At 62.8% G+C, this 25,993-nt stretch carries 27 protein-coding genes; 14 read left to right on the top strand and 13 right to left on the bottom strand.

Translation table 11 applies throughout. The features are described 5' to 3' along the window. Positions 1 to 115 precede the first annotated feature (115 nt). Positions 116 to 352: a hypothetical protein gene (locus tag QM797_RS16485; protein ID WP_283276726.1), complete on the bottom strand. Its 237-nt coding sequence runs from the start codon at positions 350 to 352 to the stop codon at positions 116 to 118. 421 nt (positions 353 to 773) lie between these two features. Between QM797_RS16485 and QM797_RS16480 the strand changes: the two genes are divergently transcribed. Then, the gene (locus tag QM797_RS16480; RefSeq protein ID WP_283276725.1) at positions 774 to 1,373 is read left to right on the top strand and encodes a hypothetical protein; all 600 of its coding nucleotides are present in this window, start codon (positions 774 to 776) and stop codon (positions 1,371 to 1,373) included. 290 nt (positions 1,374 to 1,663) lie between these two features. Beyond that, entirely contained in the window at positions 1,664 to 2,401 is a 738-nt protein-coding gene (locus QM797_RS16475) for a hypothetical protein (protein ID WP_283276724.1), read from the top strand. Positions 2,402 to 3,040: 639 nt separating this feature from the next. On the opposite strand, the gene QM797_RS16470 is transcribed toward QM797_RS16475, so the two are convergent. Beyond that, positions 3,041 to 3,241, bottom strand: a complete 201-nt coding sequence (locus QM797_RS16470; protein ID WP_283276723.1) for a hypothetical protein — start codon at positions 3,239 to 3,241, stop codon at positions 3,041 to 3,043. Further along, on the bottom strand, positions 3,238 to 3,468 hold the full coding sequence (locus QM797_RS16465; RefSeq protein WP_283276722.1) for a hypothetical protein: 231 nt from the start codon (positions 3,466 to 3,468) through the stop codon (positions 3,238 to 3,240). Before QM797_RS16465 ends, QM797_RS16470 begins: the two co-directional genes overlap by 4 nt. 472 nt (positions 3,469 to 3,940) lie before the next feature. On the opposite strand from QM797_RS16465, the gene QM797_RS16460 reads away from it, so the two are divergent. Then, complete coding sequence (locus QM797_RS16460) at positions 3,941 to 4,990, top strand: zinc-binding dehydrogenase (RefSeq protein ID WP_283276721.1); 1,050 nt, start codon at positions 3,941 to 3,943, stop codon at positions 4,988 to 4,990. Positions 4,991 to 5,044: 54 nt separating this feature from the next. Here the strand turns inward: QM797_RS16460 and QM797_RS16455 are convergent, their stop codons facing one another. Beyond that, a complete protein-coding gene (locus QM797_RS16455) occupies positions 5,045 to 6,142 on the bottom strand; it encodes a DNA alkylation repair protein (RefSeq protein WP_283276720.1) in 1,098 nt (365 codons plus the stop codon). Between the two features lie 369 nt (positions 6,143 to 6,511). On the opposite strand from QM797_RS16455, the gene QM797_RS16450 reads away from it, so the two are divergent. From QM797_RS16450 to QM797_RS16435, 4 genes are all read left to right on the top strand, one after another. After that, the gene (locus tag QM797_RS16450) at positions 6,512 to 9,037 is read left to right on the top strand and encodes a putative bifunctional diguanylate cyclase/phosphodiesterase (RefSeq protein WP_283276719.1); all 2,526 of its coding nucleotides are present in this window, start codon (positions 6,512 to 6,514) and stop codon (positions 9,035 to 9,037) included. Positions 9,038 to 9,100: 63 nt separating this feature from the next. After that, on the top strand, positions 9,101 to 10,192 hold the full coding sequence (locus QM797_RS16445; protein ID WP_283276718.1) for a spore photoproduct lyase family protein: 1,092 nt from the start codon (positions 9,101 to 9,103) through the stop codon (positions 10,190 to 10,192). 113 nt (positions 10,193 to 10,305) lie between these two features. Further along, positions 10,306 to 11,001: a TetR/AcrR family transcriptional regulator gene (locus QM797_RS16440; protein WP_283276717.1), complete on the top strand. Its 696-nt coding sequence runs from the start codon at positions 10,306 to 10,308 to the stop codon at positions 10,999 to 11,001. Further along, positions 10,998 to 11,903: an alpha/beta fold hydrolase gene (locus QM797_RS16435; RefSeq protein WP_283276716.1), complete on the top strand. Its 906-nt coding sequence runs from the start codon at positions 10,998 to 11,000 to the stop codon at positions 11,901 to 11,903. Before QM797_RS16440 ends, QM797_RS16435 begins: the two co-directional genes overlap by 4 nt. Here the strand turns inward: QM797_RS16435 and QM797_RS16430 are convergent. Then, positions 11,898 to 12,266, bottom strand: a complete 369-nt coding sequence (locus QM797_RS16430) for a winged helix-turn-helix transcriptional regulator (RefSeq protein WP_283276715.1) — start codon at positions 12,264 to 12,266, stop codon at positions 11,898 to 11,900. The two genes, QM797_RS16435 and QM797_RS16430, sit on opposite strands and share 6 nt — an antisense overlap. A gap of 81 nt (positions 12,267 to 12,347) precedes the next feature. On the opposite strand from QM797_RS16430, the gene QM797_RS16425 reads away from it, so the two are divergent. The 5 genes from QM797_RS16425 (at position 12,348) to QM797_RS16405 (ending at position 16,216) form a co-directional block, all read left to right on the top strand. Continuing rightward, entirely contained in the window at positions 12,348 to 12,758 is a 411-nt protein-coding gene (locus tag QM797_RS16425; protein ID WP_283276714.1) for a RidA family protein, read from the top strand. A 75-nt stretch (positions 12,759 to 12,833) separates the two neighbouring features. Then, on the top strand, positions 12,834 to 13,391 hold the full coding sequence (locus QM797_RS16420; protein ID WP_283276713.1) for a dihydrofolate reductase family protein: 558 nt from the start codon (positions 12,834 to 12,836) through the stop codon (positions 13,389 to 13,391). Positions 13,392 to 13,430: 39 nt separating this feature from the next. Next, positions 13,431 to 14,645: an AGE family epimerase/isomerase gene (locus QM797_RS16415; RefSeq protein ID WP_283276712.1), complete on the top strand. Its 1,215-nt coding sequence runs from the start codon at positions 13,431 to 13,433 to the stop codon at positions 14,643 to 14,645. 88 nt (positions 14,646 to 14,733) lie between these two features. Further along, positions 14,734 to 15,192 carry a hypothetical protein gene (locus tag QM797_RS16410; protein ID WP_283276711.1) on the top strand — a complete coding sequence of 153 codons (459 nt, stop codon included), beginning with the start codon at positions 14,734 to 14,736 and terminating at the stop codon, positions 15,190 to 15,192. 130 nt (positions 15,193 to 15,322) lie between these two features. Beyond that, entirely contained in the window at positions 15,323 to 16,216 is an 894-nt protein-coding gene (locus tag QM797_RS16405; RefSeq protein ID WP_283276710.1) for a LysR substrate-binding domain-containing protein, read from the top strand. Here the strand turns inward: QM797_RS16405 and QM797_RS16400 are convergent, their stop codons facing one another. From QM797_RS16400 to QM797_RS16380, 5 genes are all read right to left on the bottom strand, one after another. Continuing rightward, positions 16,217 to 17,026, bottom strand: a complete 810-nt coding sequence (locus QM797_RS16400) for a carbohydrate ABC transporter permease (RefSeq protein WP_283276709.1) — start codon at positions 17,024 to 17,026, stop codon at positions 16,217 to 16,219. Continuing rightward, entirely contained in the window at positions 17,016 to 17,882 is an 867-nt protein-coding gene (locus QM797_RS16395; RefSeq protein ID WP_283276735.1) for a carbohydrate ABC transporter permease, read from the bottom strand. The genes QM797_RS16400 and QM797_RS16395 overlap by 11 nt, the downstream gene beginning before the upstream one ends. Positions 17,883 to 17,973: 91 nt before the next feature. Beyond that, positions 17,974 to 18,810: a metallophosphoesterase gene (locus tag QM797_RS16390; protein ID WP_349307204.1), complete on the bottom strand. Its 837-nt coding sequence runs from the start codon at positions 18,808 to 18,810 to the stop codon at positions 17,974 to 17,976. Between the two features lie 86 nt (positions 18,811 to 18,896). Continuing rightward, positions 18,897 to 20,273, bottom strand: coding sequence for an ABC transporter substrate-binding protein (locus tag QM797_RS16385; protein ID WP_283276708.1), 1,377 nt, complete (start codon positions 20,271 to 20,273; stop codon positions 18,897 to 18,899). Positions 20,274 to 20,310: 37 nt separating this feature from the next. Then, entirely contained in the window at positions 20,311 to 21,432 is a 1,122-nt protein-coding gene (locus QM797_RS16380) for an ABC transporter ATP-binding protein (RefSeq protein WP_283276707.1), read from the bottom strand. A 946-nt stretch (positions 21,433 to 22,378) separates the two neighbouring features. On the opposite strand from QM797_RS16380, the gene QM797_RS16375 reads away from it, so the two are divergent. Then, positions 22,379 to 23,323, top strand: coding sequence for a hypothetical protein (locus QM797_RS16375; protein ID WP_283276706.1), 945 nt, complete (start codon positions 22,379 to 22,381; stop codon positions 23,321 to 23,323). A 28-nt stretch (positions 23,324 to 23,351) separates the two neighbouring features. Here QM797_RS16375 and QM797_RS16370 read toward each other — a convergent pair whose 3' ends face one another. Continuing rightward, positions 23,352 to 23,663, bottom strand: a complete 312-nt coding sequence (locus tag QM797_RS16370) for a hypothetical protein (protein ID WP_283276705.1) — start codon at positions 23,661 to 23,663, stop codon at positions 23,352 to 23,354. 82 nt (positions 23,664 to 23,745) lie between these two features. After that, on the bottom strand, positions 23,746 to 24,279 hold the full coding sequence (locus tag QM797_RS16365; protein ID WP_283276704.1) for a CGNR zinc finger domain-containing protein: 534 nt from the start codon (positions 24,277 to 24,279) through the stop codon (positions 23,746 to 23,748). Between the two features lie 39 nt (positions 24,280 to 24,318). On the opposite strand from QM797_RS16365, the gene QM797_RS16360 reads away from it, so the two are divergent. Next, positions 24,319 to 25,320 carry an EamA family transporter gene (locus QM797_RS16360; protein ID WP_283276703.1) on the top strand — a complete coding sequence of 334 codons (1,002 nt, stop codon included), beginning with the start codon at positions 24,319 to 24,321 and terminating at the stop codon, positions 25,318 to 25,320. A gap of 7 nt (positions 25,321 to 25,327) precedes the next feature. Here the strand turns inward: QM797_RS16360 and QM797_RS16355 are convergent, their stop codons facing one another. Beyond that, a complete protein-coding gene (locus QM797_RS16355) occupies positions 25,328 to 25,972 on the bottom strand; it encodes a TetR/AcrR family transcriptional regulator (RefSeq protein WP_283276702.1) in 645 nt (214 codons plus the stop codon). Between the last annotated feature and the right edge of the window lie 21 nt (positions 25,973 to 25,993).

The following is a 25,993-nucleotide window of genomic DNA, read 5'->3' as shown; positions in this document are numbered from 1 at the left end:
CCAGCGGAACCCTCGGTCCCGCTATCTCGGTGTCCACCATCCGGGGGGAACCTCACTGAGAGCCAAAAAAGCCCCACCCGCAACGATCGGCGGTGTGGGGCTTAGTCGTATCGGGTCAGAACATCACGTGGGGGTCGAGCAGCAGCGCGAGGGTGGCAACGTAGGCGGCCTCGATGTGCAGGCCATACGTGGCGATCATGTCGCCGCATGACATCGCTAGGTCTTCAGCCGCTTCCTGCACCTCGAAGGTGTGGGCGGTTGCCCTCGCGACATCGGTCGGTCGTTGGGCGTGAGCGAGTAGATCCGCGACGTAGGCGGTTGCGTCAGGCAGGGCGATCGTGGCGTGGGGCATACCACGATTCTAAGACTTTTTATGTGTCAGTCCGTGAGCAAAACTATTGTGCTACATAGCTATTCGTCGCAGCAAGGGTACGTCGAATCTGAACGCGGAGTTGTGTCGGAGGTACCCGATATGCTTGCGGACAACGAAATGGAGGCAGGGTGTGGAGCTGAACGCTGCAGCGGGGTTGCATTCGGTACTGGAAAGAATGTTCACCTCAAGCCAGGTATCGATACATAGCGGGTGGGAAGAGGTATTGGGAGAGGGGTATGGCACTGCTCAGTTCGCATTGCGGCACGCTGAAGTGATTGGGTTGTTTAGTCGCACAGTCAGTAGGCTGAACGCGCTTCCTGAGAGCAGTCGAACCCGTACGCGGTACTCACGTTACGTTCCAGCATGGTATGGCGCTGTCATTCCTTATCAGGCTTGGAACGTGAATTCGCACCCAGCTTCTAGCGTGATCAGCCAGGGCGATCTGGATCAGCTCGGTGGGTTTGCCGACTGGATTGCGGAGCGAGACCGTGACTTGGGCGAGGGTATCCCCGATGCCGCGATGGGGCGGCTACGCGAAGGTCTCGATGACTGGAAAGTGCTTCTGGCTCAGGCGGCGCTACCGGAGTCTTTGCGAGACCAGATAGCAGCTCAGGTGTCGCACATCGAATGGCTCCTAAGCCAGATTGGCTTGTTCGGGCCCCAGCCGGTCATCCAAGGCGCGAGCAGCCTCGTCGGCACCGGTTTGCAAGCACTCGCGTTTGCACCAGCTTTCGGCAAGAAGATCGCGCGTGCATCTGCAGCGCTTACTGCCGCAATCGCGATTATTACCGCCCCGGTTGCAGCGGGCAACAATCTCTACGCCGAGTTGGAAACTATGGGCGAAAACATCCAAGAGTTGGCTGAACGGGGTGACGCTCCAAAAGAGCTTGAGAAGGCTGCACCGGAGGGCCCGGCCACCGTCCCAGATACCCACACAGACGCAATTGACGTCGAGTACGAGGAGTTGGATGATGCGGAGTCAACCGGTTCTGATCGATAGCCCTCGCCTACCTGGTCGCGGGGGCGGCGTCAAGGAGAAGAAGACCCTGTATTCGTGGATGCAGGCGGGTCGTCGCGACACGTCGAACATGGAGCGCATATTCAACGACTGGGCACGCCTGCCCTACCAGCAGCGTCTTGAGGTCATGAATCGCCTTGCTGGCCAGGTATTCAAAGAAGACGCGAAAGCAGAGGGCTGAGGTGGCGAATAGGAGACGCTCGGTTGCCATCACGACAGGCCTTAAACGCCGTCGAGCAGGCGCAGCACTTTCTGAGGTTCCTACAGCAACGATGGACCTCACGGAGGCCGATGGCGTCTCGCGGGATAGCGATTTCGGTCTTGTATGGGCCAAGGAAAACTTGATATGGCTTGTTGGCCTTATTCCGTTCGTCGCTGCTTTTCTTAGCGTCTATACCTTCTCTGGGGGTGACCGCGCGAGATTGATAGCTTCCCTCGACGGTTTGGACGTCGTGACACTTGTCTTTGCTAGCGTAGTTCCTGTTGCGCCAGTGATTGTTTTCTTAACTGGAAGCTATTTCGTGCTGCGAGATGTTGACAGGGGTCGGTGGAGGGGCGCGCTTTGGAGCGCGTTCATTACGTTGGCGGGTTCCCTATTGATAACGCGTACATCAGAACTCGCTACCGTTGCTGTAGGGTACCCCGCCCTAATACTACCGTTCGTATTACTTCATATTTTTTTCAGAAAAAGATTCTCCAAACCATTCCCTGCTGAGATTATTCTAATCGTGATGGCATCTGCGTTTGTTCTTGGTGGTGTCAATACGGACTTTGTTAAGTGGTTGCCTTCTGAGATGATTGCAATCAAGGCAGAAGCGCCTCGATTGGGGTCGGTCGTGAAGGAACAGGAAGACTCGATCACCGTAATTTGGGACGGAGCCGGTGTGGAACGCATACCGATTGGCGATGTGGCCGGCCGGGTTATCTGCTCCACACTGGATGAGTCGCGATTCGTGTTGGAAACGATACGCGGCGCGACGGATCCGGAAAGGACAGTAGCTTGTTGGTAGATGCCGCAGATTCTGATCGCACATCAGATTCAGATATCCGCGTCGCATGTCGGGTGACGTGTGCACAGACGATGATAAGAGAGGACTGAAGTGTCATACGGTGACGACGCGGTTCGTGAGGTGTATCGAAGGTTCGCACGCGATGAATTGCCGAAGGATGAAGCGATAAGCCTTGTTCCCGAAACGTGGAGCGATGCTGAGCACCCGTTCGAGGCGCTCGGCGCACGCAAGTGGGGCGAGCTCTGGGACTATATCGGTTACACGCACAACGGCGAGGTTGCATCGAGGCCCGACCATTCCCTGACCTTGTTGCGTGGCTCGGATAGTGCACATCGTCATGGGTGGTCGTGGACGACCGAGAGGCGGATCGCGGATCACTACGCGGGGAAGGGCCTACACAGCAACTACGGGTGTATCTGGGAAGCGGAGGTCGAACCTCGGCGTTTGCTGGCGTTCATCGACCTCCGTGACGGCATCGAACCGGAGTTTGTGGTTCGGACCGAGGGCCTGGTCATCACGCCACACGCCTGGCAAAGTCCGTACGGCCATTCGTGCACGATGTGACACACGGGCCCATACGGACGAGCTGAGGCGTCCACAAGAATGCCCACACCGATCATGCGATGTGGGCGATTCGAGTCAGAACGGTTCGACGAGTGAACCTGTCGAGACCATGCGACGGAACACGGATGCCATCGTGACGGCGTACTGCTGATCGAAGGAGCGACCGTCAGACGGCTCGACGGTGAAGGTAGTCATCACGTCGCCACTGTCGTTCAAGACTGCGAACGACCAATCGTCGAGCTGAACGACGGTGTGGACAATGCGTGCGATGTTCACTTGGCTTCAGCCTCGGCGGCCTTGGCGGCGCGTTCTTTGGTCCACGTCATGAATCGAGTCTTCATCTGCGTGAGATCGGATGCAACGAAGACATAGCGCGAACCTGCCCCACAGGCCTCGTAGTCCTTGCTTGCGCGGAGGAACATACGAAGTTCGCGAGGTGTGGTGGCCAGTGCCTCGGCTACCTCGCGGGTGGTCAGTGTTTCGATCTTCTTGGGTGTTGCCATCGTGTCCTCCTGGTCGGGTGGTGTGCGACAGCAACGTAAGAGACTTCGAGCGCGAGTCCAAAGGCCCGCACGTCAGCGCAGACACCTTCTGTGGCGCAACGTCATACGCGACACGTGACGCATCCGTTAGGCGTTCACGACCGCGCTCAGACGTACACACGGACGCACCTGTCAGATCGACGATTATGTGCACATTGTGATCACACACGTTCGAGTACGGGCGCATACGGCGCTCGGCCACGGTATGTGTGAAACACGGTCTGACCTGTGCAGATGGGCAACTAGCGCGTACTGGCGAATACGGCGAAGTACCCCAATGTTCCGACTCGTAATGAAAAGGTCAAGAGTTCGATTCTCTTAGGCGGCTCCACCAGCAGGCCCCTGACATGCATCAGCGTGTCGGGGGCCTTTCTGTTGTTCTATTCAGCGCCGGATCGACCTGTTCGCCGCGTCGATCCTGCATGATCGGTTCATGCGACCTGACGAGGTACACAGCGCCGGTGACCTGATGACAGCGATCGTCACCACCGGCACCGGTGGCTACGACAAGCTCGTCGTCTCCGAGGTACCGAGACCTGTGCCGGGTCCGGGTGAGGTGCTCGTTCGAGTGTTGGCGGCGGGGATGAACAACACCGAGATCAACACGCGCGTGGGCTGGTACCAGGACGGCGGGTGGAACGAGACGACTCCGTTTCCGCTGATTCAGGGCACGGACTGCTGCGGGCTCGTGTGTGCGGGCACCGGAACCGTCGAATCCATCGTCGGCCGCCGGGTCCTGGTTCGATCGTGCATGCGTGTCGACGGATTCTCGTCGGGCGAGACGCGCTGGTTGGGGTCGGACATGAACGGCGCGTTCGCTCAGTTCGTCGTCGTGCCGGCGAGCGAGGTCTTCGTGGTCGATTGTGAGTGGACCGACGCCGAGCTGGCGACGATTCCGTGTGCGTACGGCACGGCGGAGAACATGATCGCTCGCGCAGGAGTGCGTCGAGGGTCGACGGTGCTCATAACCGGCGCTTCGGGTGGAGTCGGTTCTGCCGCAGTGCAACTCGCCGCTCGGCGCGGCGCACGCGTGATCGGTGCCGCGAGCCGTGCCAAGTACGACCAGCTCCGCGAACTCGGCGTCGACGAGGTCTATGGGCGCGACGTAGACGTGGTGGGCACCCTCGGCAAGCGCAGCGTCGATGTGGTGATCGACAACGTCGCCGGCGCAGGGTTCGGTCCGTTGCTCGATCTTCTCGTTCGTGGGGGAACCTACGTGTCGTCGGGTGCGATCGCAGGGCCCCTCGTCGAGTTGGATCTACGGACGATGTATCTGAACGATCTCACGCTTCTCGGATGTACAGCGTGGGGCGAGGACGTGTTCCCGAACCTCGTGTCGTACATCGAAGCCGGTGAAATCAGTCCCCTGTTGGCCGAGTCGTTTCCCCTCGAGCAGATCGCGGCGGCGCAGCAGCGCTTCTTGGAGAAGGGCCACGTCGGAAAGTTCGTGCTCGTTCCGCCGGAGGTTCTCGATCAGGCGTGATCGGCAGCCGCGCCGGCACCGGGGCAATGCAGTATTCGCCGTGCACGCCCGAAACTAGCTCACCAGCTCGAAGTCCGCACGGCCGTAACTCACCCCGTTGATCTGGAGTTCGATGGCGTGTGGGCCGGGATAGTACTTGCGCGTGGTCAACGTCCTGAACGAATGTTGCCGACGAACGTCGACGATCTCACCGGGCGCGATCGTTGCCGTCTTCAGTTTGAACGTCTTCCCGGTCACTCCACCGTTGGCCTTCGTGAGGTGAACGATGTAGTCGATCACTACTTTTGCGGGTTCGAGGCCGAGGTTGCGGATCGATGCTGTGAATTCCAGGCTTCCCCCGATGGGCAGCTCCGTCACGTCGAGGACCGGGCCCGTCACGTCCAGGTCGGCCGGGGCGAACCCCAGTAGAGCAAGTGCATCGGTGTTTCCGTTCTTGATCACCGTCCGAAGCGCATGTCGAACGAGCCGGCCGGTGTTCGCATCCGGGTCGTCGAGCCACCGCTCAGCGGCCTGGACGACGACGTCCGGGACGTCTCGGCTGAAGTCGTTGAGGTGGTTGGCAACCGAACGCCGAACGTAGTCGCTGTCGTCTCGGTAGAGCCGGTCCAGGATCGGCACCGTGACGCCCGGGCGCGCAATGATCTCCGGGACTCGCACCGACCACGGAAGGTACGGGCGAGTCCCCTCCGATGCCAGACGGCGAACGTGCTCGTCCGAGGACTGCGTCCATTCGGCCGCGATGGCCAGAGACCGATCGAGATCGGTGCGTAGAAAAGTGCGAATAGCGAATTCCGAACTGAGTCGGCCGGTGAGCTCGGCGAGCAACGACATACCGTCGTCGAACGCGCTCGAGGTCTTCTCCTCGACGGCCTTCGATGCAACGGCGCTGGTGACCGGCCAGACGAACCAACCTTGGAAGTCCGGATCCGTGGCTGCCCGTCGGACGGTGCGGGCGAACTCGACGTAGGTGCCCGGCAGGCCCGTCAGAAGTGCATCACGCAGTAGATCGGCGCGCGCTCGAAGCGCGAGCGGGCCCAGCAGACCTGCCGAGGCATCGAGTAACGACAGATCAGCGCTCGGTGCGGCGCTGTGCACGGCGCGGAACAGCGCGCGAGCTGTGTCCGGTCCGATGAGTTCGTCGGCGAAGGGCATGAGGAGTTCTTACCCCGAAGCACTGACATCGCAGGGATGCTGGCTGTTTGCGGGAAGTGGGCTGAAGGTCGAGATCGGGTGCGCTCCTCGTCTCGGGCACGTGGAGGTCCGAAATGATCGAAGCGACACCCATATTCGAGCAACGCGAACGTCAGCGGTTCGAATCGGACTGGGATAGCCTTCGCGGAACAACAATGTGCTCCAGTGCTGGTCGACTCGGGATTTCGGTGGGGAGATATATCGACTCCGGTTCCGGTCCGAGCATTCTGCGCAGTGGGCTACAACCCTGGGGGGTCGCGTGGTGCCCGTCGTCTGTGGCGAGTCGAAGCGGGGCGCAAGTCCTTCGAGTCGATCCGGTGAAGTGTTGCCATGAGTGGGTGGCTTTCGGTGGTGATTCTCAACGGGATCACCGCGTCGGCGTATCTGGGAATCGTGCTGTTCATCGTCCGGGGACTGTTGCGAACAGGGCAGCTTCGAACCAACCGGTTGGCGGTCGCGACGGCAGCGATCTTCCTGACCTGCGCCGCTCATCACCTGGTTCATGCGGTGCACTTGCTGGCGGGGTTCGGCGGTCATGCCTCGCATCTCGGGGCAGGCCCCGACAAGGGCATTCTCGACGCGATGCGCGAGTCGATGGGTGGAAGCGTCGACGTCGCGGTGACGGCGTCGACGGCGATCGCCGGTGTGGTCTACCTGGGGATGCGTCGCCTCTACGGTCCGTTGCTCGGCTCGCCGGCGATGTTCGACGATGCGAGCGAGGCCCGGTACCGACAGCTGGCGGCGAACCTGCCGCACACCTCGGTATTCGTCGTGGATCCGGACTTGCGATTCGTCCTCGTCGAGGGAGCCGACCTGGTCGCGGAGGGCTACAACCCGCGACGAATGGAGGGTCAGCTGTTGCGGGACACGGTGTCGCCCGAGGCATACGCCCGACTCGAGCCGCACTATCGGTCGGCCCTCGCCGGTGGCGAGTCTTCTTTCGATACCGTCAGCACTCGAACGGGCGCAATCTTTCAGGTGAGGGCCAGTTCGCTGCGGGACAGTTCAGGTCGGATCATCGGTGCGATGGTGCTCTCCGAGGACGTCACCGCCGAGCGGCAGGCAAGATCCGAACTCGAGCAGGCGCGAGCTTTCCGTGACGCGGTGTTGACGGCGTCACCGGACATCACCACCGTGACCGCCGTCGATACCGGGCGTGTGACGTGGGCTTCTCGTAGTCTCCGATCACTGTTGGACGGGCTGTCTGCGGACGGATCGGTCGACGACGATCGGACGCCGTGGAGCGGGCTCGGTCAGCCCGACGACGCGATGTCCCGGGAGGACCGACTGGACGGGGTGGTGGAAGAAGACATCGATGTCGTCCGGGCAGCGGACCGGGAAGCGGCATCGCTGCCGGAGGGCGAAAGCATCAGCATCCGATATCGGGTTCGGGCGTCCGACGGCACCCTGCGGTGGCTTTCACGACGCACCACGCCGTTTCGGCACGGGCCGCCGGGTGCAGTGGCGGAGGTGCTCTCGGTCGTGCGGGAGGTGTCCGACGTCGTCGAGGCGGAGCTCGCTCTCGAGCGGGCAGCTCTGCAGGATCCTCTGACCGGTCTCCCCAACAGAATGATGTTGCTGGACCGAATCGGCTCGGCGATCGAGCGCGGCGCGAGCACGGGTGCTGCTGCTGCGGTGCTGTTCTGCGATCTGGACGGGTTCAAACGAGTCAACGACACCGGCGGCCACGCTGCCGGTGACGCGGTCCTCGTCGAGGTTGCTCGACGTTTGCGCTCGGTACTGCGAGCCGACGATTCGATCGCCCGAGTGGGTGGTGACGAGTTCGTTCTCGTGATCGAAGCGCTGCCTGCCGAAAGAGGATTCGGCACGCGAGCGGGCGGCGGGTTGGCAGAGCGCGTCGCCGAGCGCATTCGGACGGTGCTCGCTGCGCCGATCGTTCACGGAGGTCGTCAGTACGTGGTGTCGGCCAGTGTCGGGATGGTGCTGGTTCGCAAGGGTGTCAGCGCGCAGGAGGTGCTGCGGGACGCCGACTCCGCGATGTATCGGGCGAAGCAACTCGGCAAGGACCGAATCGAACTGTTCGACGACGCGTTGCGCGCGAACGCACTCGAGCGTGCCTACGTCGAGCAGACTCTGCGGAGTGCGCTCGATTCCGGGCGTCGTGGTGCCGCGACGCTGAGCGTGGCGTATCAGCCCGTCTACGATCTCGAGAGTCGGCAACTCGCGAGTTTCGAGGCCCTGGCCCGCTTGCGAGACGACGACGGTGCAGACATCACACCCGACAGGTTCATCCCGGTGGCAGAGGACACCGGGCTCATTTCCGAGCTCGGTGAGCGCGTGCTCGACGATGCGCTCAGAACTCTCGCGCAGTGGCGGTCCGCGAATCCGCCCATCTCCGTGTCGAACGCCCCTGTCACTATCGCGGTGAACTTCAGTGCCCGGCAGGCTCAACACGTCGACATGTCAGCAGCGGTGAGTGCTGCCCTCGCTCGGCACGACATGGCACCGGTGGATCTCGTCCTGGAGCTGACCGAGTCGGTGCTTCTCGAGTCCGGTTCCTCGATGCTGCGTCAGCTCGGCGAACTGCGCGCATCGGGTGTCGGAATTGCCATCGACGACTTCGGCACCGGGTTTGCGAGCCTGCGGTACCTCGCCACTCTGCCGGTCAGCGCGGTGAAGATCGATCGTTCGTTCACGGCCACCATGACCAGCGATTCGACGAGCAGCAGCATCGTTCGAGCCATCATCAACCTCGCACGCGATCTGAATCTGGGTTGTGTGGTCGAAGGCATCGAGACGCTCGACCAACTCGACGCATTGCCGAGTTCGGTTCAGGGACAGGGCTATCTGTTGGGTCGGCCTGCGAAGATCCCTGCTGACACGTGGGGTTCCTGAATTTCTCGCCTGAGCTGCGGCAACCGGGAAGCATTGCGCTCTCCGGTGCGTTGAACAGGGGTAATGGATGATCTTCTGGTTGCCCCCACTCGACTCTGGACGCCCTCTCGTGTCCTGGTCACCAAGTCCGCGTCCGAGTTACCGCACACCGCGGAGATCCTTCGCCGGTGTGAGGCGGCCGGGGTCGCCGAGATCGACATCCTCTCGGGCGATCGTCTGACCGGATTGCGCGGTGAATCCGAGCGAGAGACCTACGCGCGAGCCAAGACGACGATGGCAGTGGTGGTAGCGCCGCCGAGTGTGTTGAAACCCCAACCCATCCCACCCAGTGCGGACTGGCGCATCGACCTGGCGAAGGGGTGCCCGGCGCACTGCCAGTACTGCTATCTCGCGGGCTCGTTGTCGGGGCCACCGATCACCAGGGTGTTCGCCAATCTCGACGACGTCCTGGCCGGTATCGGTACCCATGTGGGCCGCGGCACGATCACCTACGGCACCGAGGAGCGTGGCCACGAGGGCACCACATTCGAGTTGTCCTGCTACACCGACCCGTTGGGGATCGAACACGTGACGGGGTCTCTTGCAGAGGCCGTTCGCAGAGTCGGAGCGGGTGCGTACGGCGACGACGTATCGCTGCGTTTCACCACCAAGTTCGACGATGTCCGGGAGCTGGTGACGCTCGACCACGGTCGCCGCACCCGAGTTCGGCTGTCGGTCAACGCAGATGACATCGCACACCGATTCGAGGGTGGCACCGCACGCATGCCGGCTCGGATTCATGCGTTGCGGCGGTTGGCGCTGGCCGGTTACCGAGTCGGTCTCACCATTGCCCCGATCATGCCCATCCCGGAATGGCGGGAGCAGTACGGGCGATTGCTCGCGAATGTCGCCGACGCGTTGCGCGATGTGCCTGATCTCGATCTGACCGCCGAAATCATCACTCACCGGTTCACGCCGTCGAGCAAAGACGTGCTGCTGAGCTGGTACCCAGGAACGAAACTGGAGATGGACGAAAATGCGCGCACCGCGAAGAGAAACAAGTTCGGCGGAGTGAAGTACGTCTACCCCAAGGACACTATGGCCGAGATGCGCAGCTGGTTCACCGACGAACTTCGCGGCGTTCTGCCCGACGCACAGCTGCTCTACTGGACCTGAAGAACCGGCCGTGCTTGTAAGGCGCTGCGCTACTTCATCTTTCCGAAGGTCGCCTTGGGATATGAGAGCGTCCCTGGTCGAGACTCCGTTGGCGGCGTGTTATGGTACGAAACGTGCCGTATCGTAATAGGAACGACGACCGCGAGCAGCCTTCCGCGCCCAAAGGGCGTCCGCGGGACGTGGAACGGGAAGCAGAAATCCTGAACGCGGTCATCGGCATGCTGGGTGAAGTCGGCTATGACGCAGTGACCTTCGAGGGGGTTGCACGTCGAGCAGGAGCGTCGAAAGCAACTCTGTACCGACGCTGGAAGACCAAGCGCGACATGGTTATCGCAGCTGTCAAAGCAGGCCCGGCGCAGGGCGCCGCGCCGGACGAGATCGACACAGGAACCTTGCGCGGTGACCTCCTGGCACTGTGTACGCGCCTGCGGCGCAGCATGACTGCCGCCGGCAGTTCGATGCCGCTACTACTCCTCCAAGCTGGTCTCGAGGACCCTGACCTGTGCGAGGAGATCGAGCGAGCGACCGGCCCCACCGGTTCGCGGCTTCCGAACTCGGTACTCGATGCTGCGATACGTAGGGGTGAGATGCCCGAGGGGGCGGACCCGTTTCCATTCGAGGAAGTGGTCGGCTCGGTGGTTCTGCTTCGGTGCCTCAATGGGCTCTCGATCGATGACAGCTACCTCGAATCTCTGATCGATTCGGTGGTCATCCCCGCCTTGAAGGCCTCGGCACTCACGACCCGCCCGTTTCCGCCCGGGATCTTTTCCGGCCACCCCGATCACAGAAACAACGAGGAGCAACGATGACCGACCTGAAGATCGACGATTTCGATTACACGATGATTGCGGTCGACGAAGAGGTCGAATCGAGTGTCGCCGTGGCAGGCAGTGGTCCCGCTTTGGTTCTGCTGCATGGTTTTCCGCAGACCCACTACATGTGGCGAGATGTCGCGCGTGAACTGGCGTCTCGCTTCACCGTCATCGTGCCCGATCTCCGGGGATACGGGGCCAGCTTGAAGCCGGCCGAGCGCGATGCAACGACCTACTCGAAGCGCACCATGGCGAGGGACGTCGTACGGGTGACGCAGTCACTCGGGTTCGAGCGGTTCGGGTTGGTGGGACACGATCGCGGCGCGCTCGTCGGCGTTCGCGCGGCACTCGATCACCCGTCGACGGTGCAGTACCTGGGCATTCTGGATGTGCTGCCGACGGCGGATACATGGGAAGTTCTGCGCGGAATCGACGCCAAGGTGGCCTGGCACCTGTACCTGATGGCGCAGCCTGCGGGGTTGCCGGAGCGAATGATTCGGGCAGTGGCTGCCGAATTCTTCGGTTCTTTTCTCGACGCGTGGGACCCTGACGGCTCGACGTTCTCGGCCGAAGTCCGTCAGCACTACATCGACAGCTCGGTGGACGCAGTCGACTCCATCGTTGCCGACTACCGAGCTACTGCCGGCATCGACCTCGAGATGGATCTGCAGGACCGCATCGACGGCAGGCGTCTCGCCATGCCTGTGGGAGTGATATCGCAGGATTGGGGTTCGCAACTGGGCTTCGACGCGGCTGCGCTATGGGGTGCCTGGGCGTCGGATCTGACCTACGAGGCCATCGACGCGGGCCACTTCATGGCGGAAGAGAAGCCGACAGAGATCGTGCGCTTCATCACCGGTTTGTCCGAGCGCGCCGAGGTGTCATCGGTGCCGTCATAGGGCATCGAATCGGTCTCGCGCTCGGTCGATCTCGTCCATGTGCGTGGTTGCCCATGCCAGGAGAACGTCGACGGGTGCCCGAAGGGTTTTGCCCAGAAGGCTGATTCGATATTCCACCGCCACCGGGCGAGTGCTCAGAACCGTGCGTTCGACGATGCCGTTGCGTTCGAGCTTCCTCAGTGTTGCGGTGAGGGATTTCTGGGTCACCGCGGGAATCGCGCGGCGAAGATCGTTGAATCGGCATGGGTGCTCGCACAATTCGTTCAGTACTTGCAGCGACCATTTGTCCAGCACCTGGTCCAACAGCTCGCGGTGTGGGGCAGAGATCGTCAGTTCTGCGTTGCCGTCGGCGGTATCGGTCATGAAACCTGGTTCCCTTGAAGTGTCCTCTGTGTACCAGGTATCAACGTTATACCTGGCATTGACCACAACAAAGGGAAAAACATGAGCGTCACTCGATTCACCCCGCCCGGCATGATGCAACCCACCCCGTATCACCACGTGGCGGTGGGTCAGGGTTCTCGACACATCCACGTCAGCGGTCAGATTGCCCGCAACGAGGACGGGTCGGCGATCGAAGCCAACGACCTCGCCGGGCAGGTCGCGCAGGCGCTCCGCAATACCGCGATCGGATTGGCCGGTGCCGGAGCAACATTCGAGGACGTACTGCGGTTGACGTTCTATGTCACCAACTGGGCTGCTGAGAGGATCGTAGAGTTCATGGACGGCGTCACGCGCGTTGCCGAGGAGATCGGGTTGCCCACCCCGATGCCGCCTGCGTCGCTGATCGGCGTGGACTATCTCTTCGAACCCGACGTGCTGGTGGAGGTCGAGGCAACCGCGATTCTGGACTGAATCCGCGGATAGGCCGGTGATTTCTCGGCGGTGCGGAGGTCGATACTGGCAAAACCACCCGACTTCAGGAGTGACATGGCCATTCTGACCTACAACGTGATCGTTTCCCTCGACGGCTACGTCGAGGACTCCGCGGGCAGTCTCGACTACGCCATGCCGGACGAGGAGACGCATCGATTTTTCAACGGTCAGACGAAAGCGACCGCGGCCTTCCTGTTCGGGCGTCGAATGTACGAGGCCATGGAGGACTTCTGGACGGCCCCGGAACGAGCGAACGGCGAGGATATCGAGGCGAAGTTCGCACGGCTGTACGTGGACACGCCGCGGACGGTCTTCTCCGACACGCTCGACTCCGTTGCCGACGGGTGTCGGCTGGTGCGCAGCGCAGACGCCATCGCCGAGGTGCAGCGACTCAAGCGGGAGACCGAGGGCACGTTGGCTGTAGCCGGGGCCGCACTGGCTGCCTCGTTGGTCGATCACATCGATCAGTTCGAGGTGACCGTGCTGCCGACCATTCTGGGTGGCGGCAAGCCCTACTTTCCGGTCGGACATCATCTCGACCTGACTCTCGAGGAACAGAGGCACTTCACGCAGTCGGGGTGGATGTATCTGCGCTACAGCGTCTCTCGCTGACATATGCCGGGAGCGTCGACCACGGCGCACAATGAACACATGACGTCCGAAGATCGACACAGCTGGATGACCCTGCCCTCGCATCAGTTGTGGCTCGACACCGAATCGTCGAGGCTTCTCGATTTTGGAACCACACTCGACCACCCTGCCGGTGGTGCCGTGTGGTTGGACAACAGCGGGAATCCCGACCTCGATCACCCAGCGATGACGTACATCAGCGCACGGATGGCGCACGTCCACTTTCTCGCCTCGATGTTGGGTCGACCGGGGTCCCGCAGAAGGGCGGATCGGGTCTTCGAGGGACTCCTGACGACGTTGCGCGACAGCGAGAACGGCGGTTGGTTCGAGTCCAGTGCGGACGCGTCCTCGCCCGATGCCGTGAAGGCCGCGTACACCCACGCGTTCGTGGTGCTGGCCGCGGCGGCTGCTACCGCCGCGGGACACCCCGGTGGACAGGATCTTCTCGACGACGCCCTCGACATCGTGGACTGGTGGTTCTGGGACGACGACTACGGAATGTGTTCGGACACATGGACTGCGGACTGGTCCGTACTCGACGACTATCGCGGCATCAATGCGAACATGCACATGGTCGAGGCGCTGCTGGCTGCCGCCGACGCAGGTGCGTCCGAGATCTGGCGCGATCGCGCACTGCGTATCTGCGACAACGTATGTCGGTGGGCCGAGTCCAACGAGTGGCGAATTCCGGAGCACTTCACCGCAGGGTGGGTACCGATGCTCGAGTACAACTCGGACGACACCGCGAATCAGTTCAAGCCATACGGCGCCACCGTCGGACATGGATTCGAGTGGGCGCGGCTTCTCGTGCAGGCGAGCCTGGTTGCGGGCGGCGACGACTACGTCCACGCGGCCAAGTCCCTCTATCACCGCGCTGCCGTGGACGGCTGGCAACCCGGGCCCACCCCCGGATTCGTCTACACAACGGACTGGTCGGGCCTGCCGGTCGTGACCGGGCGCCTGCACTGGGTGCTGTGCGAAGCCATCGCCGCCGCCGCGACCCTGGCACGCCACACCGGAGAAGACCGGTACGAGAGCGACTATCGAACGTGGTGGGACGTTGCGGCGGAACACTTCGTCGACCGCGTCGACGGGTCGTGGCACCACGAACTCGACAGTCGGAACGCGCCGGCCGAGACCGTATGGAGTGGCAAGCCCGATCTGTATCACGCCGTTCAGGCAACGTGGATCAGTCGATACGAGCCTGGGTCGAGTCTTCTCGCGGTCTTGGCCTGAAGCTGGACAGAGAAAGTCCTCGGCTACGGATCCGAGATCAGGGTGTTCCCGGATATGCGTCACCGTTGTGTCGGACCACTATGGAGTCATGGCTCCGATACTGCGTCCACCTGCCGCGCATCGCACGGTCGCGTACTTTCTCGCACTGTCGAGCGCCGTCTTTGCCGCCGTTCACGTAGCGTGGGCTGCCGGTTGGCGCGGCGGTGTTCCAGCGGAGATCGCACCCATCGGAGAACGGCCGGTGTTCCTCGCCTACGACCTCGTCGCGACCGCGATCATCGCCATTGGAGCGGGGCTGTTCGCCTGGTTCGGAACCGGTATCGAATCGACCGTGTGGCATCGGCGCGTGACCTTTGCGATGTTGGTCGGATCGTGCTTGGCTTTGGCTCGCGGTGTCCCCGCGTCGATGCTCGATGTCGTCACGCTCGCACAAGGTGGTCAGGTGCAGACAGTCGGGATCATTGCCGACCTCTGGTTCGGTGTAGTCGGCACCGGCGGATTCGTGATCGCCAGGTCAGCGCGCAGACTGCGGTCGACGCGGAATTGAAGCGCGCTGCCTGAGAAGTGCACCGTCGCCACGTCTCGACCGAGAATGCATCAGCTGGACGTTCGGTGTTCAGATGTCGTTGTGTGCGCTCTATACCCTGGCGAGATCATCCCATCTCGAAGGGCAGATCATGGAGCTCAGGCATCTGACGGCGTTCATTGCCCTCTCCGAAGAACTGCATTTCGGACGCGCCGCCGCCCGACTGCACCTCACCCAACCGTCGTTGAGCGCCCAATTGCAGAAGCTGGAGAAGTCGCTGGGAGTGACGCTGGTGGCCAGGACGTCGCACGAGGTGACCCTGACGCGAGCGGGTCGCGAATTCGAGAGTCAGGCGCGGCTCATAGTTCGACAGATGGACACGGCGGCGAGGGTCACCCGGGCGGTGGCGACCGGCAGGGAACGGTCTATCGACATCGGTTACAACCTGCCGGCCAGTCGGCACGTACTGCCCGACGCCCTGGCCCGGATGAATCGCGATCACTCGGACGTCGTGGTTTCGCTGTGGGAGAAGCGAACCGGCCCACAGTTGTCGGCTCTGAAAGAGGGCACTCTCGATGTTGCGCTCGTGTACGGCCGCCCTGGATCGGCGGAGTTCAGGCATCGCCGGGTGCTGCAGGGTATACCGCTTGTCGCCGTGGTCGGCAGGACGCACAGTTGGGCAGGTCGGTCCCGAGTTCCATTCGCGGACTTGGCAGGTCAATCGTGCATCTTGTTCGACCGAGAGCAGTGCCCGGCCATGTACGACTCCATCTTCGCGGCGGCCGCCGACAACCGCATCGGACTGCATGTGGCCCAGACTGCCGATGACCCCGGTGCGACCGCGCATGTGGTCTCGGTGAAGCCACTGGTCGGCTTTGCGTCGTGGTCGCGGGCGACGTCTGCGGGGATGGGGGCCGTCGGTGCCAGCACCGTGGCAGTCAAATTGTTCGACCCCGTTCCGACGATCGATCTGTATCTCGTCTGGCGAGGCAACGAGTCGAACCCCGCGGTCGACGCCTTCGTTCGCTGTGTCGAACCGGCGTGATCACTTCAGTCCCGATCTGACGAACGCGTCGACGATGTGCCGCTGCAGAACGATGTAGAGCAGGAACACGGGTAGACACGCCATTCCGGCGACCGCCATCATCGGACCCCAGTCGGTGCCTTCGGTTCCCATGAAGCTACGCAGGCCCAGTTGCAGGACGGCGTTGCTTCGCTGCAATACCACTGCAGGCCAGAAATATTCGTTCCAGGAGTTGACGAACAACAGGATCGACAGGGCTGCGAGTGCGGGTCTGAGGTTGGGGACCACCACAGTCCACAGGATCGACCACGAGGAACGCCCGTCCATCTGTGCTGCCGAGATCAGCTCTTTCGGAAAGCCTGCCATGTGTTGCCGAAGCAGCAGCACGGCCAATGCGGAACAGAGTGTGGGCACGACGATGCCCGCGAGGGTGTTGATGAGCCCCAACTGATACAGCAGAACGTAGTTCGGCAACATCGTCACCTGGAACGGCACCAGCCATGTGCCGACGAACGCGAGGTACAGCAACTTCTGGAACCGGAACGTGTACATCGCAAAGGCGTACGACGCCAGCACGGCGATCAGTAGCTGTGCCGTCGACGACGCGAGCGCGACGGCAAACGTGTTGCCCAACAGCCCGAACAGGTCAACCTTGTTCGCGGCGTCGGTGTAGTTGGCCAGTGAGAGCGGCCACGGCACGGGGGATAGCGAATAGACGTCGTCGGGGCGGCGTAACGATGTCGCGAACAACCAGTAGATCGGGAACGCGCACACCAGCGCAGTGATGCCGAGTATCAGATGTCCGCGTAGGCGACCGAAGTCAATCGTCATGAAAGGCAACCTTTTCCGACAACCACACGAGCCCACCGGCGAGCGCTCCGAAACCGACGAACAGCACGATCCCCGCGGCCGCGCTCAGGCCGGCGTCGAACGTACGGAAACCGTAGTCCCACAGCAAGTAGTAGATGTTGGTGGTAGACCGAGACGGGCCGCCCTGGGTCAAGGTATCGATGAGCGGGAACGTCCACTGAGCGCTCAACAACACGGTCATCAGGGCCAGGAACACCAGGGTCGGCGACAGCAGCGGCAGCACTATCCAGCGGTCGATCTGCCACTTCGACGCACCGTCCGACTCCGCAGCCTCCTGGTACGACGTGTCGATACCGGCCATCCCCGCGGACACGACCAGAACTGCGAAACCCAGGAAGTGCCAACCCGTGATCACGATGATGACGAACTGTGCGGTGTCGGCGTCCTGAATCCAGTTTCGATCCGAGCCGATGACGCGGTTGACGATGCCCGCACCGGGGTCGAGCAGCCACTGCCACACGGCCGCTCCGGCGACGGGCGCGATGAGAAACGGCGCGAAGACGATGCTCTGGTAGACAACCCGCGCGCGACCGTTCACGTGTCGGGTGGCGAACGCGATGGCCACCGGAAGTACGATGGAGAACGGCAACAACCCGATGATCAGAATCGCTGTGCGCCAAAGGGAGTCTCCGACGGCCGGTAGCTCGAGCAGTCGTCGATAGTTGTCGGCACCGACCGGAACCATCGGTGTGGTCGGCAATAGGTTCCACGAATAGGTCGACAGTTCCGCTGCCTGCACCAGTGGTCGATACGTCCAGACGATCAGCAGGCCGACGGCCGGCGCCAAGTACAAGTACGGCTGCGCCGACCGAATCACCCGCCGCCACCGGCCCTGGCAAGCAACGGGTCCTGCACCGGTACCGACGACGGTCTCGCGCGGTCGCTCCGCGACGGTGACGAACACCTCCTCACCCGGCCTGGCGTGAGAGATGGGCGAGCTTGTCGAGTACCGACTGCCGAGACTCGTCGTACACGGCGGCGGCAGGCGTCACCTCGACAGCGGTTGCGGTGAAACCGGATTCGAGCAGATCGATGCGAGTGAAGCCGAATCCGGTGAGTCCTCGGTGCCGCCCGGCAGGGGGAGCGGTATCGACACGGTACGACATCGCCGGCCCGACCCACACCGGAACACCGCCGATGGATCCTGCACCGGTGTGGTGGGCGTGGCCGCAGACGATCATCCGCACGTCCGATCCTGCAATCGCGTGCTCGAGGTCGTCAGGGTTCTGAAGCCTCAGATAGTCGACCGTCACCACCGGCGACGAAATGGGTGGATGATGCAGCACCAGGATCGTCCCACGCAGCGTTGGCACCGCCAATACCTCTGCGAGCCAGCGCAGTTGATGTGGCTCTATCCGGCCGTCGTGTCGCCCCGGTGTCGAGCTGTCGAGGACGACGATGCGAACTCCATCGACGACCTGTACCGAGTCGAACGTACGATCCGGGTCCGACGCTCCAGTGCCGTCGAGTAACTCGCGACCGAACGCCGCCCTTTCGTCGTGATTTCCCATCGCGTAGATCGTCGCTGCACCAAGTGATTCGGCCACCGGATCGACAACACCTCGTAGTCGACGGTACGCGGCCGGGTCACCGTCGTCGGCCACGTCACCGGAGAAAATCATCGCGTCGACGCGCTGGTCGGAGGTCACGAGCATGTCGAGAACACACGTCAGATTGGCAAATGTATCGACACTTCCGTGGACCAGTTCTCCCTCGGCCCGCAGATGTGTATCGGTCAACTGCACGAGCGTGAATCCTGACCTATCGGGTCGTTCCGCGGGCTCCACTCCTGCCCCCTCGGGTCGTTCCGCGGGCTCCACTCCTGCCCCCCTCATGATGCGGGCAGAAGCGTCGCGGCCTGCTCGCGAGCGGCAGTCAACGCCGTTGCGGGGTCAGCTCCCTGGTACACCGACGATTCGACGGCGTCCATCATGCCGTCCCGGATCTGCAGATAGTCGTTGCCCGGCATCGAAACCCACGGCTCCATCGTCGCCAGCTGCGTCAGGTTGGGTTCGATCAGCGGATTGGACTCGGCCCAGTCCTTCAACCCGTCGGGATCGTCGACGAGCCCGGTACGCAAGGGCAGGTAGCCGATGCCCTTCGAGATCGCAGTGTAGGAATCTTCGCTGGTGAGGAACTCGATCAGCTCCCAGGATGCACGCTGCTTCGCGGGGTCGGAGGCGAAGGTGAACAGTGACGCCCCGGAGTTGGTCGGTACGACGGGCTTGGAGCCGAACGACGGCATCGTGGTGGCCCGCAGGTCCCACTTGTCCTTCGCGCCCTTGATGAATGTGCCTTGTATCGCGCTCGTTTCGAGGATCATTCCCATGTCGCCGCGAGCAAAGGCCTCGTACCCCTGTTGCTGGCTGAGCTTCGGCGTGGACCCGGTGTCGACGAGTCCGCGGGCCATTGCGACGGCGTCGACGGCAGGTTGTGCATCGAACTCGAGCGTCGACCGGTCCTGCGATATCGCTCGACCACCGTTGGACCGAACCAGGCTCTGGAAGCACCAGTCCTTGGCCGATTTGGTGAGGCAGTCGAGATACACCCCGCCCTTGCCGGTCTTCGACGCGATGACCGATGCGGCGGTGGCTACCTCGTCCCACGTGGTGGGCGGAGTCGCCGGATCGAGACCGGCCTGCTCGAACAGGGTTGCGTTGTAATAGAAGACAGGAGTGGAGAAGACGAACGGCACTCCATATGTCGTGCCGTCCCAGTCGCCAAGTGCTCGCGCAGTAGGGGCGTACGGGTGCCGTACGCCGTCGAAGTTGCGCTGCACCTCGTCCTTGCCGACGAGATCGTCGAGCGACTTCGCGCCCAGCTGGTGGATGGTGAAGTCGAGGTCACTGAAACCGAGCTGCGCCACGTCCGGCGGCGCCCCGGCAACCATCTGGCTCTGGATACTCGACACGGTATCGGTGGCGGGATTGGGGCTGTTGCCCTGTGGCTTCTGAGCGGTGACAGTGATGTTCGGGTGTTGCTTCTCGAATCCGCCGATCAGGGCGTCGAACGTGTCCGTCCAGGCACCGGCCAGCCCATAGTTGTAGCTCTCGAAGACGATGGACACCGGTTGATCAGAGGCGAGTTCTGGAACCGAGGCCGATCCTGCTGTCGAGGTGGGGGCTGAGGTACTGCCCAGTCCTCCGCAGGCAGTCAATAGCAGAGCGCTCACTACCAGCGCTCCCGATCCGGTGAGAATGCGTTTCACTGTCTGCACTTTCCGTTCGATGAGACGAGAGGGATGGTCAGGCGACGTAGAGCGGTGATCGGTCTCGGGCAGGTGTGTCCTCGGGCGTCCAGATCAGGCGTCGCCCGGTTTCGGGGTCGAACAGATGCACGTCCGTGGGCTCGACCCGGATGGAGATCGGGCTTCCGACGCAGGCAAGGGACGGGCGAGATGCTCTGATACACAACGTGTTCAAGCCTGCGCGAATGTGGATGAGCTCCTCGTTGCCGAGGTTTTCCACCGTCGTGACGTCGGCATGTAGGCGAGCGGGTGCGTCCGTGATGTGCATCTTCTCCGGCCTGATCCCGACTGTGACCGGCTGATCGGTATGTGCGCCCGCCTCGATCCCCAGAGGAATGTTCACTCCGGGCGCCACGGCGTGAAGTTCGCCTCGATGCGCCGTGACGGTGGCGTCGAACAGGTTCATCGGCGGGGCGCCGAGGAATCCGGCCACGAAAACCGATTTCGGGGTGTCGTAGAGCTCGGACGGTGTGCCGACCTGTTCGATGCGGCCGTTGTCCATCAATGCGATTCGCGTCGCCATCGTCATGGCCTCGACCTGATCGTGCGTGACGTAGAGGAAGGTGGTGCCGATCCGCCGATGCAGTTCGATCAACTCGGTGCGGGTGGTACTGCGAAGCTTGGCGTCGAGATTGGACAGGGGCTCGTCCATCAGAAATGCGCCAGGATTTCGAACCATCGCCCGAGCCAAAGCAACTCGCTGCCGCTGCCCGCCGGAGAGTTCGGCCGGTCGTCTGTTCAACAGCTCGCTCAGATCGAGGGCCGTGGCAACGGAGGCCACCGAATCCGCAATACGGCTACGGGAAAATTTGCGTGACCGAAGCGGGAAGCCGATGTTCTTGGCAACGCTCAGGTGCGGATAGAGCGCGTAGCTCTGAAACACCATCGCAAGGTCTCGGTCACGCGGCGGCACGACGGTGATGTCTTTGCCGTCGAGCAGAATTCGGCCGCCGGTCGGCTGGGTCAGGCCGGCGACCAGTCGAAGCAGGGTCGACTTCCCGCAGCCGCTCGGTCCGAGTAGAACCAGGAATTCGCCGTCGGCGATATCGAGATGTATCTCCGTCAGCGCGAAGCTGCTGCCGAACTTCTTGGATACGGACTCGAGCTGTATTCGGGCCACCGCAACCCCTCACCTGGTGCTGTCGAATTGATGGCCTTATGCCAACACTCGGTGATGTATTCGAGGTGAACGCAGTGCGGTCGTCGTGGCTGGTAGGACGCAGAGCAACCTCGTTGAGCTGGAACGATAGGTTGTCGTACTCGACCGATCGGCGACGCGACAGCGGGAGAACCTTCCTCCGGGTCTGTATTGCTCCGATCGCCGGAGTCCGCTGTTGTCGAGGGTGATTACTCGGTCGCGTCGGAACCCGTCCAGTATCCGGTCGACATTCCGGGTTGCTCGGAGGTGGAACCACCGCCTTCCAGCGAGGACGCGCAGCTCATTTCTGTCTTGGGAGGTGAGACTCCGTCCTATGACAACCCCGCGTATCCGTGGTTGACCGCGAGCAGGGCGGGAGCCATGACCGACGCCCTGCTGGGCGCACTTCCGGCCGATGTGACTGTCGAATTGGCTCCACCGTCAGGGTCGCTGACCTTTCAGCCGGTAGAGGACTTCGGCGGCAAAATCCCGGATGGCTTCGAGGCCAGCACCAGTGCACGCGGAGACCTGACTCGAGCCGGGGTCTCGGCGTTTGCCAGCATCGACGTTCGGCCGTCGTCGACGGGCATTCCAGCCTGTGTCGCGGGCGCTCTCGACGCCCGCACCACCGAGCCCGACGGGACGGTGGTCGATACCGAAGACAGTTGGTACGAACTCGGCAGCGACCGCACGAATACACGGACTGCAACTGCTTACCACCGGGATGGAACGCAGGTGACCGCCCACCTAAGCAGTACCGTTACGTCCGAGTTCCCTTTGGACTCAACCCAGTTGACCCGAATTGCAGCGCTGGAGAACCTCCGAGTGAGTTCACCTGTGCCAGCGGAGAGCGTCGCGCCGCGGCAGGATTGCTCCGTCTCGTTCCAGGCGGAGGGCAACGCAGTCGACGTCGACGAAGAGTCCTTGGATGCGCGCGACCACGTCCGAGGCACCTGCCGGGCCCGCACTGGAGCCCACCTGGCAGATCGACGCCGAGACCGTCTATGGAAGGGATTTCGCCGCATTCCGTTCCCCCACAGCGAGCCTGACGTTCGACCTCGGTGTCGCGGGTGTGATCGACGCCGGGGATGTCCTCGTCACCGCAATGGGCCTACCCAATCCGCGGTCGTCTTCGGTGGACGCGGTCGAGTTCGTGGCCCTGGATTCGGCGAAAGGTGCTGTTCGGTGGAAGGAGTCGCTCGGTGGTGTGGACGTGTGTGCGAGTGTTCCGGTCGGTGACCGAATCGTCTGTCTGGATTCGTATTCCGATGTGCAGTCCATCGTGACTGTCGGCCTGGTCGACGGGGTGGCGAATCGCATACCGATCCCCGAAGCCTGGTACGTCTACGCCATCGAGAGCGACGGCACGTCGGTGTTCCTGTTGGAGGGCAGCCCCGAGGACGGCGAATCGGTGTTGTGCGGCGGCTCGGTGGTTGCATTCGGCCGAATGTGGTCGTTTCCGGTCACCTCGTCCGCGGGATGGGACGGTCTCAGCGGCAAGGTGATACATACGGCCAACGGGCGCGGTGTGGCCACGATGGGCGGCGAGGCGACATTCTTCGATCCGGTCACCGGTGCGCTCGTGGATGGACTCGCATTGGATTCCGGGACAACGGTCGTCGACACGAACGGTGCGACGGTGTGGGAGTTGCCGGATCCGTACGAGACGGACAAGACCATCGGTGAGACTCGATATTCCATCGACGGGCGGTCGTACGTCGCAACCGCAGCTTCAGGCGAAGTGCGTTGGCGCTGGCCCATTCCCGATGGTCACGATGGGTTCACGGACAACGGCACGATCGCCGAGACCCAATCCGGCGTGTTCTTTCTCGGAGCCGATTCGATGGTCCGTCTCGAATCGGCTCCGAGCTGAGTGCGAGCAGCTGCACGCCGCGGCCACGCTAATCCCGGTGTGGAGTTCGTTCACCTGTGTTCGGATCGACGTCGAACAACTCGTCGGTGTTGTCGGGGGCGTAGACGACCGCATTCGACTCGAGTCGGCGTCGTCGAGCGCCGTCCCGAACGGCGAGGAACGCGCCGCTGAACAGCACGATCACGGCAATGCCTGCGACGATCGCCCATCCCTCGAAGCCGCCTGCGAGTGCCGCGATCAGCCCACCGGCTGTGGCGATTCCTGCGAAGATCAGTACAACGCCCAGCATGTTCGCGACAGCTCTGGACCAGCTCGATGTGGAAGGCCTTTTCTCGACCATGGGGGTAATTCCTTTCGATCAGCTCCAGCACCGTTTACCCGAATGCCGATCGATTAAGCCCCGTCGGCCTCAGTGGGCGTCGTCACTGGGCCTTACGAGCGCGATACGCGGCAACGGCCGCACGATTGCCGCAGGTCGTGCTGCAGAACCGGCGAGAGCGGTTTCGGGAGAGGTCGAGAACCAACCCGTTGCAGTCCGGATCGGCACACACATCGAAGCGGGACAATTCGTCGGCGCGGATGACGTCGATCATCGCCATTGCGGTTTCGACGACGATACGGGTCGCCAGCGGACTGTCGTCGGCCACAGCGTGGACATGCCAGTCGAGGTCGCCGTGGCGCACCAGTCGCGGGAGGGCCGAGGACTCGGCCAGCAGTCGGTTGACCTCGACCACCGCGTCATCGCGGCTGCTGATGAGCAGTGATCGCAGCGTCGGTCGCAGGGCCCGGACGGCGTCGAGCTCTGCGTCGTCGCCGTCGAACCGTCCGGAATATCCCTGTTCGGAAATGAACTCGGCCAGGTGCTCACGGGTGGTCAGCGTGTCCGGGTCCTCGGCGGAATTGACCAATGCCACGGCGGACAGAAGCGACAGTTCTGCGTCATGAGCAAAAAGCATGTTGACACCTTACCAATTCACTCCCTACTGTCACGTGTCATGACGGCTTACACTCATGACACGACGGTGGATCTCGCAGCCACACACGACGCTGCTGCGCGCTCGCGCCGGCTCTCGGGGCTCGGGTTCGCGCTGCTCTCGGCCGCGTCGTTCGGGCTCTCCGGCTCGCTGGCCACGGGATTGCTCGACGCCGGCTGGACTGCCGGCGCTGCGGTGACCGCGCGCATTCTGCTTGCCGCCGCGGTCTTGCTGATCCCGTCGATCCTGGCGCTGCGCGGACGCTGGAGCTTGCTGGCCAAGAACTGGAAGCTGATCGCCGCGTACGGGGCGTTTGCGGTCGCAGGCTGCCAGCTCGCCTTCTTCAACGCGGTCGGACGTATGGAAGTGGGTGTAGCGCTGCTCATCGAATTCACCTCGCCGGTGGCCGTCATCGGGTGGATGTGGTTCCGCCATCACCAACGCCCGGGCCGCCTGACCCTGGTGGGTGCGCTGTTGGCCGCAATGGGTCTGGTGCTCGTGCTCGACCTGATCTCCGGTGCCGACGTCGACTCCGTCGGCGTGCTGTGGGCGCTCGGCGCGATGGCCGGGGCAGCCGTCTACTGGGTGCTCTCTGCCGACGAGACCAACGGACTTCCGCCGATCGTCCTCGCGGGCGGAGGGTTGCTCGCGGGCGGGCTGATCCTGCTGGTTGCCGGGCTCGTCGGCATCGTGCCGTTCGCGGCTCCGCTGACCGACGTCACCTTCGTCGATGCCGTTGTCCCGTGGTGGGTTCCGATCGTCGGGCTCGGAGTGGTGACGGCAGCGCTTGCCTACGTCCTCGGTATCGCTGCGGGTCGACGCCTCGGCTCGAGGCTGGCGTCGTTCATGGGTTTGATGGAAGTTGTTGCGGCACTGGTGTTCGCGTGGCTGCTGCTCGGTCAAGCACCGGCACCGATCCAACTTGCCGGTGGCGCACTGATCCTGCTCGGTGTGGTCGTCGTCAAATCCGGTGAACGCGCCACCGCGGACGAGCCGGTGGAACCGCTGCAGAGCAGGGCCTGACAACTGCTCAGCCGTCGACGCGTCCGAACACCACCGCGGCCAGGATGGTGTGGGCACTGGCAATCACCGAGTCCAGGGGTTCGCGTTCGGTGGACAGCAGCCATTGCTGAGCGATGGTGAGGACCGCGCCGACGAGTCCCATTGCCAATGTTCGACGGTTCGGCCCGGCCAGGCCACGGCTGGACCCGACGGTCTCGGCCACCTGTAGCACCGTCGCGGAGAACGAGGTGGTGGTCTTGCGGTACAGCGCGTCGACGGTAGGCGACACGCCGAGGATTTCCACGAAGGCAATCCGAGCCGATTCGGGGTGCTCGGCGACGAACGTGAAGAAGCCGGTGAGCGCTCCTCTGAGTACCTGTTCGCTGGAGTCCGTTTCTGCGGCTGCTCCGACGAGGATGTTCTCGCGCATGGCGTCGGTGGCCCGGATGTAGGTGGCCATCAGCAAGTCCTCGCTGTTGGTGAAGGACTCGTAGAAATAGCGCTTGGTCAGCCCGGCCTCGTTGCACACCCTCTCCACCGTCGCCGTCCGGTATCCGGTGGTGCCGAAAACTTCGACGGCTGCGTCGAGCAGGCGGATCCGACGCTCCTGCTGCCGTTGCTGCGGATCGGCACCTCGGTAGGTGCGGCCGACTTCACTGTGATGGGTAGTCACACACAGATCTTGACACCGCTC

Origin of the sequence: Rhodococcus sp. IEGM 1381 (assembly GCF_030056795.1) — a bacterium.
Lineage (GTDB): Bacteria > Actinomycetota > Actinomycetes > Mycobacteriales > Mycobacteriaceae > Rhodococcoides.
This window is presented reverse-complemented; position numbering and strand designations above follow the sequence as displayed.

Excerpts from the sequence above, each read along its gene's own strand:
- QM797_RS16485 (WP_283276726.1), bottom strand. The coding sequence starts at position 352 with ATGCCCCACGCCACGATCGCCCTGCCTGACGCAACCGCCTACGTCGCG.
- QM797_RS16475 (WP_283276724.1), top strand. The coding sequence starts at position 1,664 with ATGGACCTCACGGAGGCCGATGGCGTCTCGCGGGATAGCGATTTCGGT.
- QM797_RS16465 (WP_283276722.1), bottom strand. The coding sequence starts at position 3,468 with ATGGCAACACCCAAGAAGATCGAAACACTGACCACCCGCGAGGTAGCC.
- QM797_RS16460 (WP_283276721.1), top strand. The coding sequence starts at position 3,941 with ATGCGACCTGACGAGGTACACAGCGCCGGTGACCTGATGACAGCGATC.
- QM797_RS16455 (WP_283276720.1), bottom strand. The coding sequence starts at position 6,142 with ATGCCCTTCGCCGACGAACTCATCGGACCGGACACAGCTCGCGCGCTG.
- QM797_RS16450 (WP_283276719.1), top strand. The coding sequence starts at position 6,512 with ATGAGTGGGTGGCTTTCGGTGGTGATTCTCAACGGGATCACCGCGTCG.
- QM797_RS16445 (WP_283276718.1), top strand. The coding sequence starts at position 9,101 with ATGGATGATCTTCTGGTTGCCCCCACTCGACTCTGGACGCCCTCTCGT.
- QM797_RS16435 (WP_283276716.1), top strand. The coding sequence starts at position 10,998 with ATGACCGACCTGAAGATCGACGATTTCGATTACACGATGATTGCGGTC.
- QM797_RS16430 (WP_283276715.1), bottom strand. The coding sequence starts at position 12,266 with ATGACCGATACCGCCGACGGCAACGCAGAACTGACGATCTCTGCCCCA.
- QM797_RS16425 (WP_283276714.1), top strand. The coding sequence starts at position 12,348 with ATGAGCGTCACTCGATTCACCCCGCCCGGCATGATGCAACCCACCCCG.
- QM797_RS16420 (WP_283276713.1), top strand. The coding sequence starts at position 12,834 with ATGGCCATTCTGACCTACAACGTGATCGTTTCCCTCGACGGCTACGTC.
- QM797_RS16415 (WP_283276712.1), top strand. The coding sequence starts at position 13,431 with ATGACGTCCGAAGATCGACACAGCTGGATGACCCTGCCCTCGCATCAG.
- QM797_RS16410 (WP_283276711.1), top strand. The coding sequence starts at position 14,734 with ATGGCTCCGATACTGCGTCCACCTGCCGCGCATCGCACGGTCGCGTAC.
- QM797_RS16405 (WP_283276710.1), top strand. The coding sequence starts at position 15,323 with ATGGAGCTCAGGCATCTGACGGCGTTCATTGCCCTCTCCGAAGAACTG.
- QM797_RS16400 (WP_283276709.1), bottom strand. The coding sequence starts at position 17,026 with ATGACGATTGACTTCGGTCGCCTACGCGGACATCTGATACTCGGCATC.
- QM797_RS16375 (WP_283276706.1), top strand. The coding sequence starts at position 22,379 with ATGCGCGCGACCACGTCCGAGGCACCTGCCGGGCCCGCACTGGAGCCC.
- QM797_RS16370 (WP_283276705.1), bottom strand. The coding sequence starts at position 23,663 with ATGGTCGAGAAAAGGCCTTCCACATCGAGCTGGTCCAGAGCTGTCGCG.
- QM797_RS16365 (WP_283276704.1), bottom strand. The coding sequence starts at position 24,279 with ATGCTTTTTGCTCATGACGCAGAACTGTCGCTTCTGTCCGCCGTGGCA.
- QM797_RS16360 (WP_283276703.1), top strand. The coding sequence starts at position 24,319 with ATGACGGCTTACACTCATGACACGACGGTGGATCTCGCAGCCACACAC.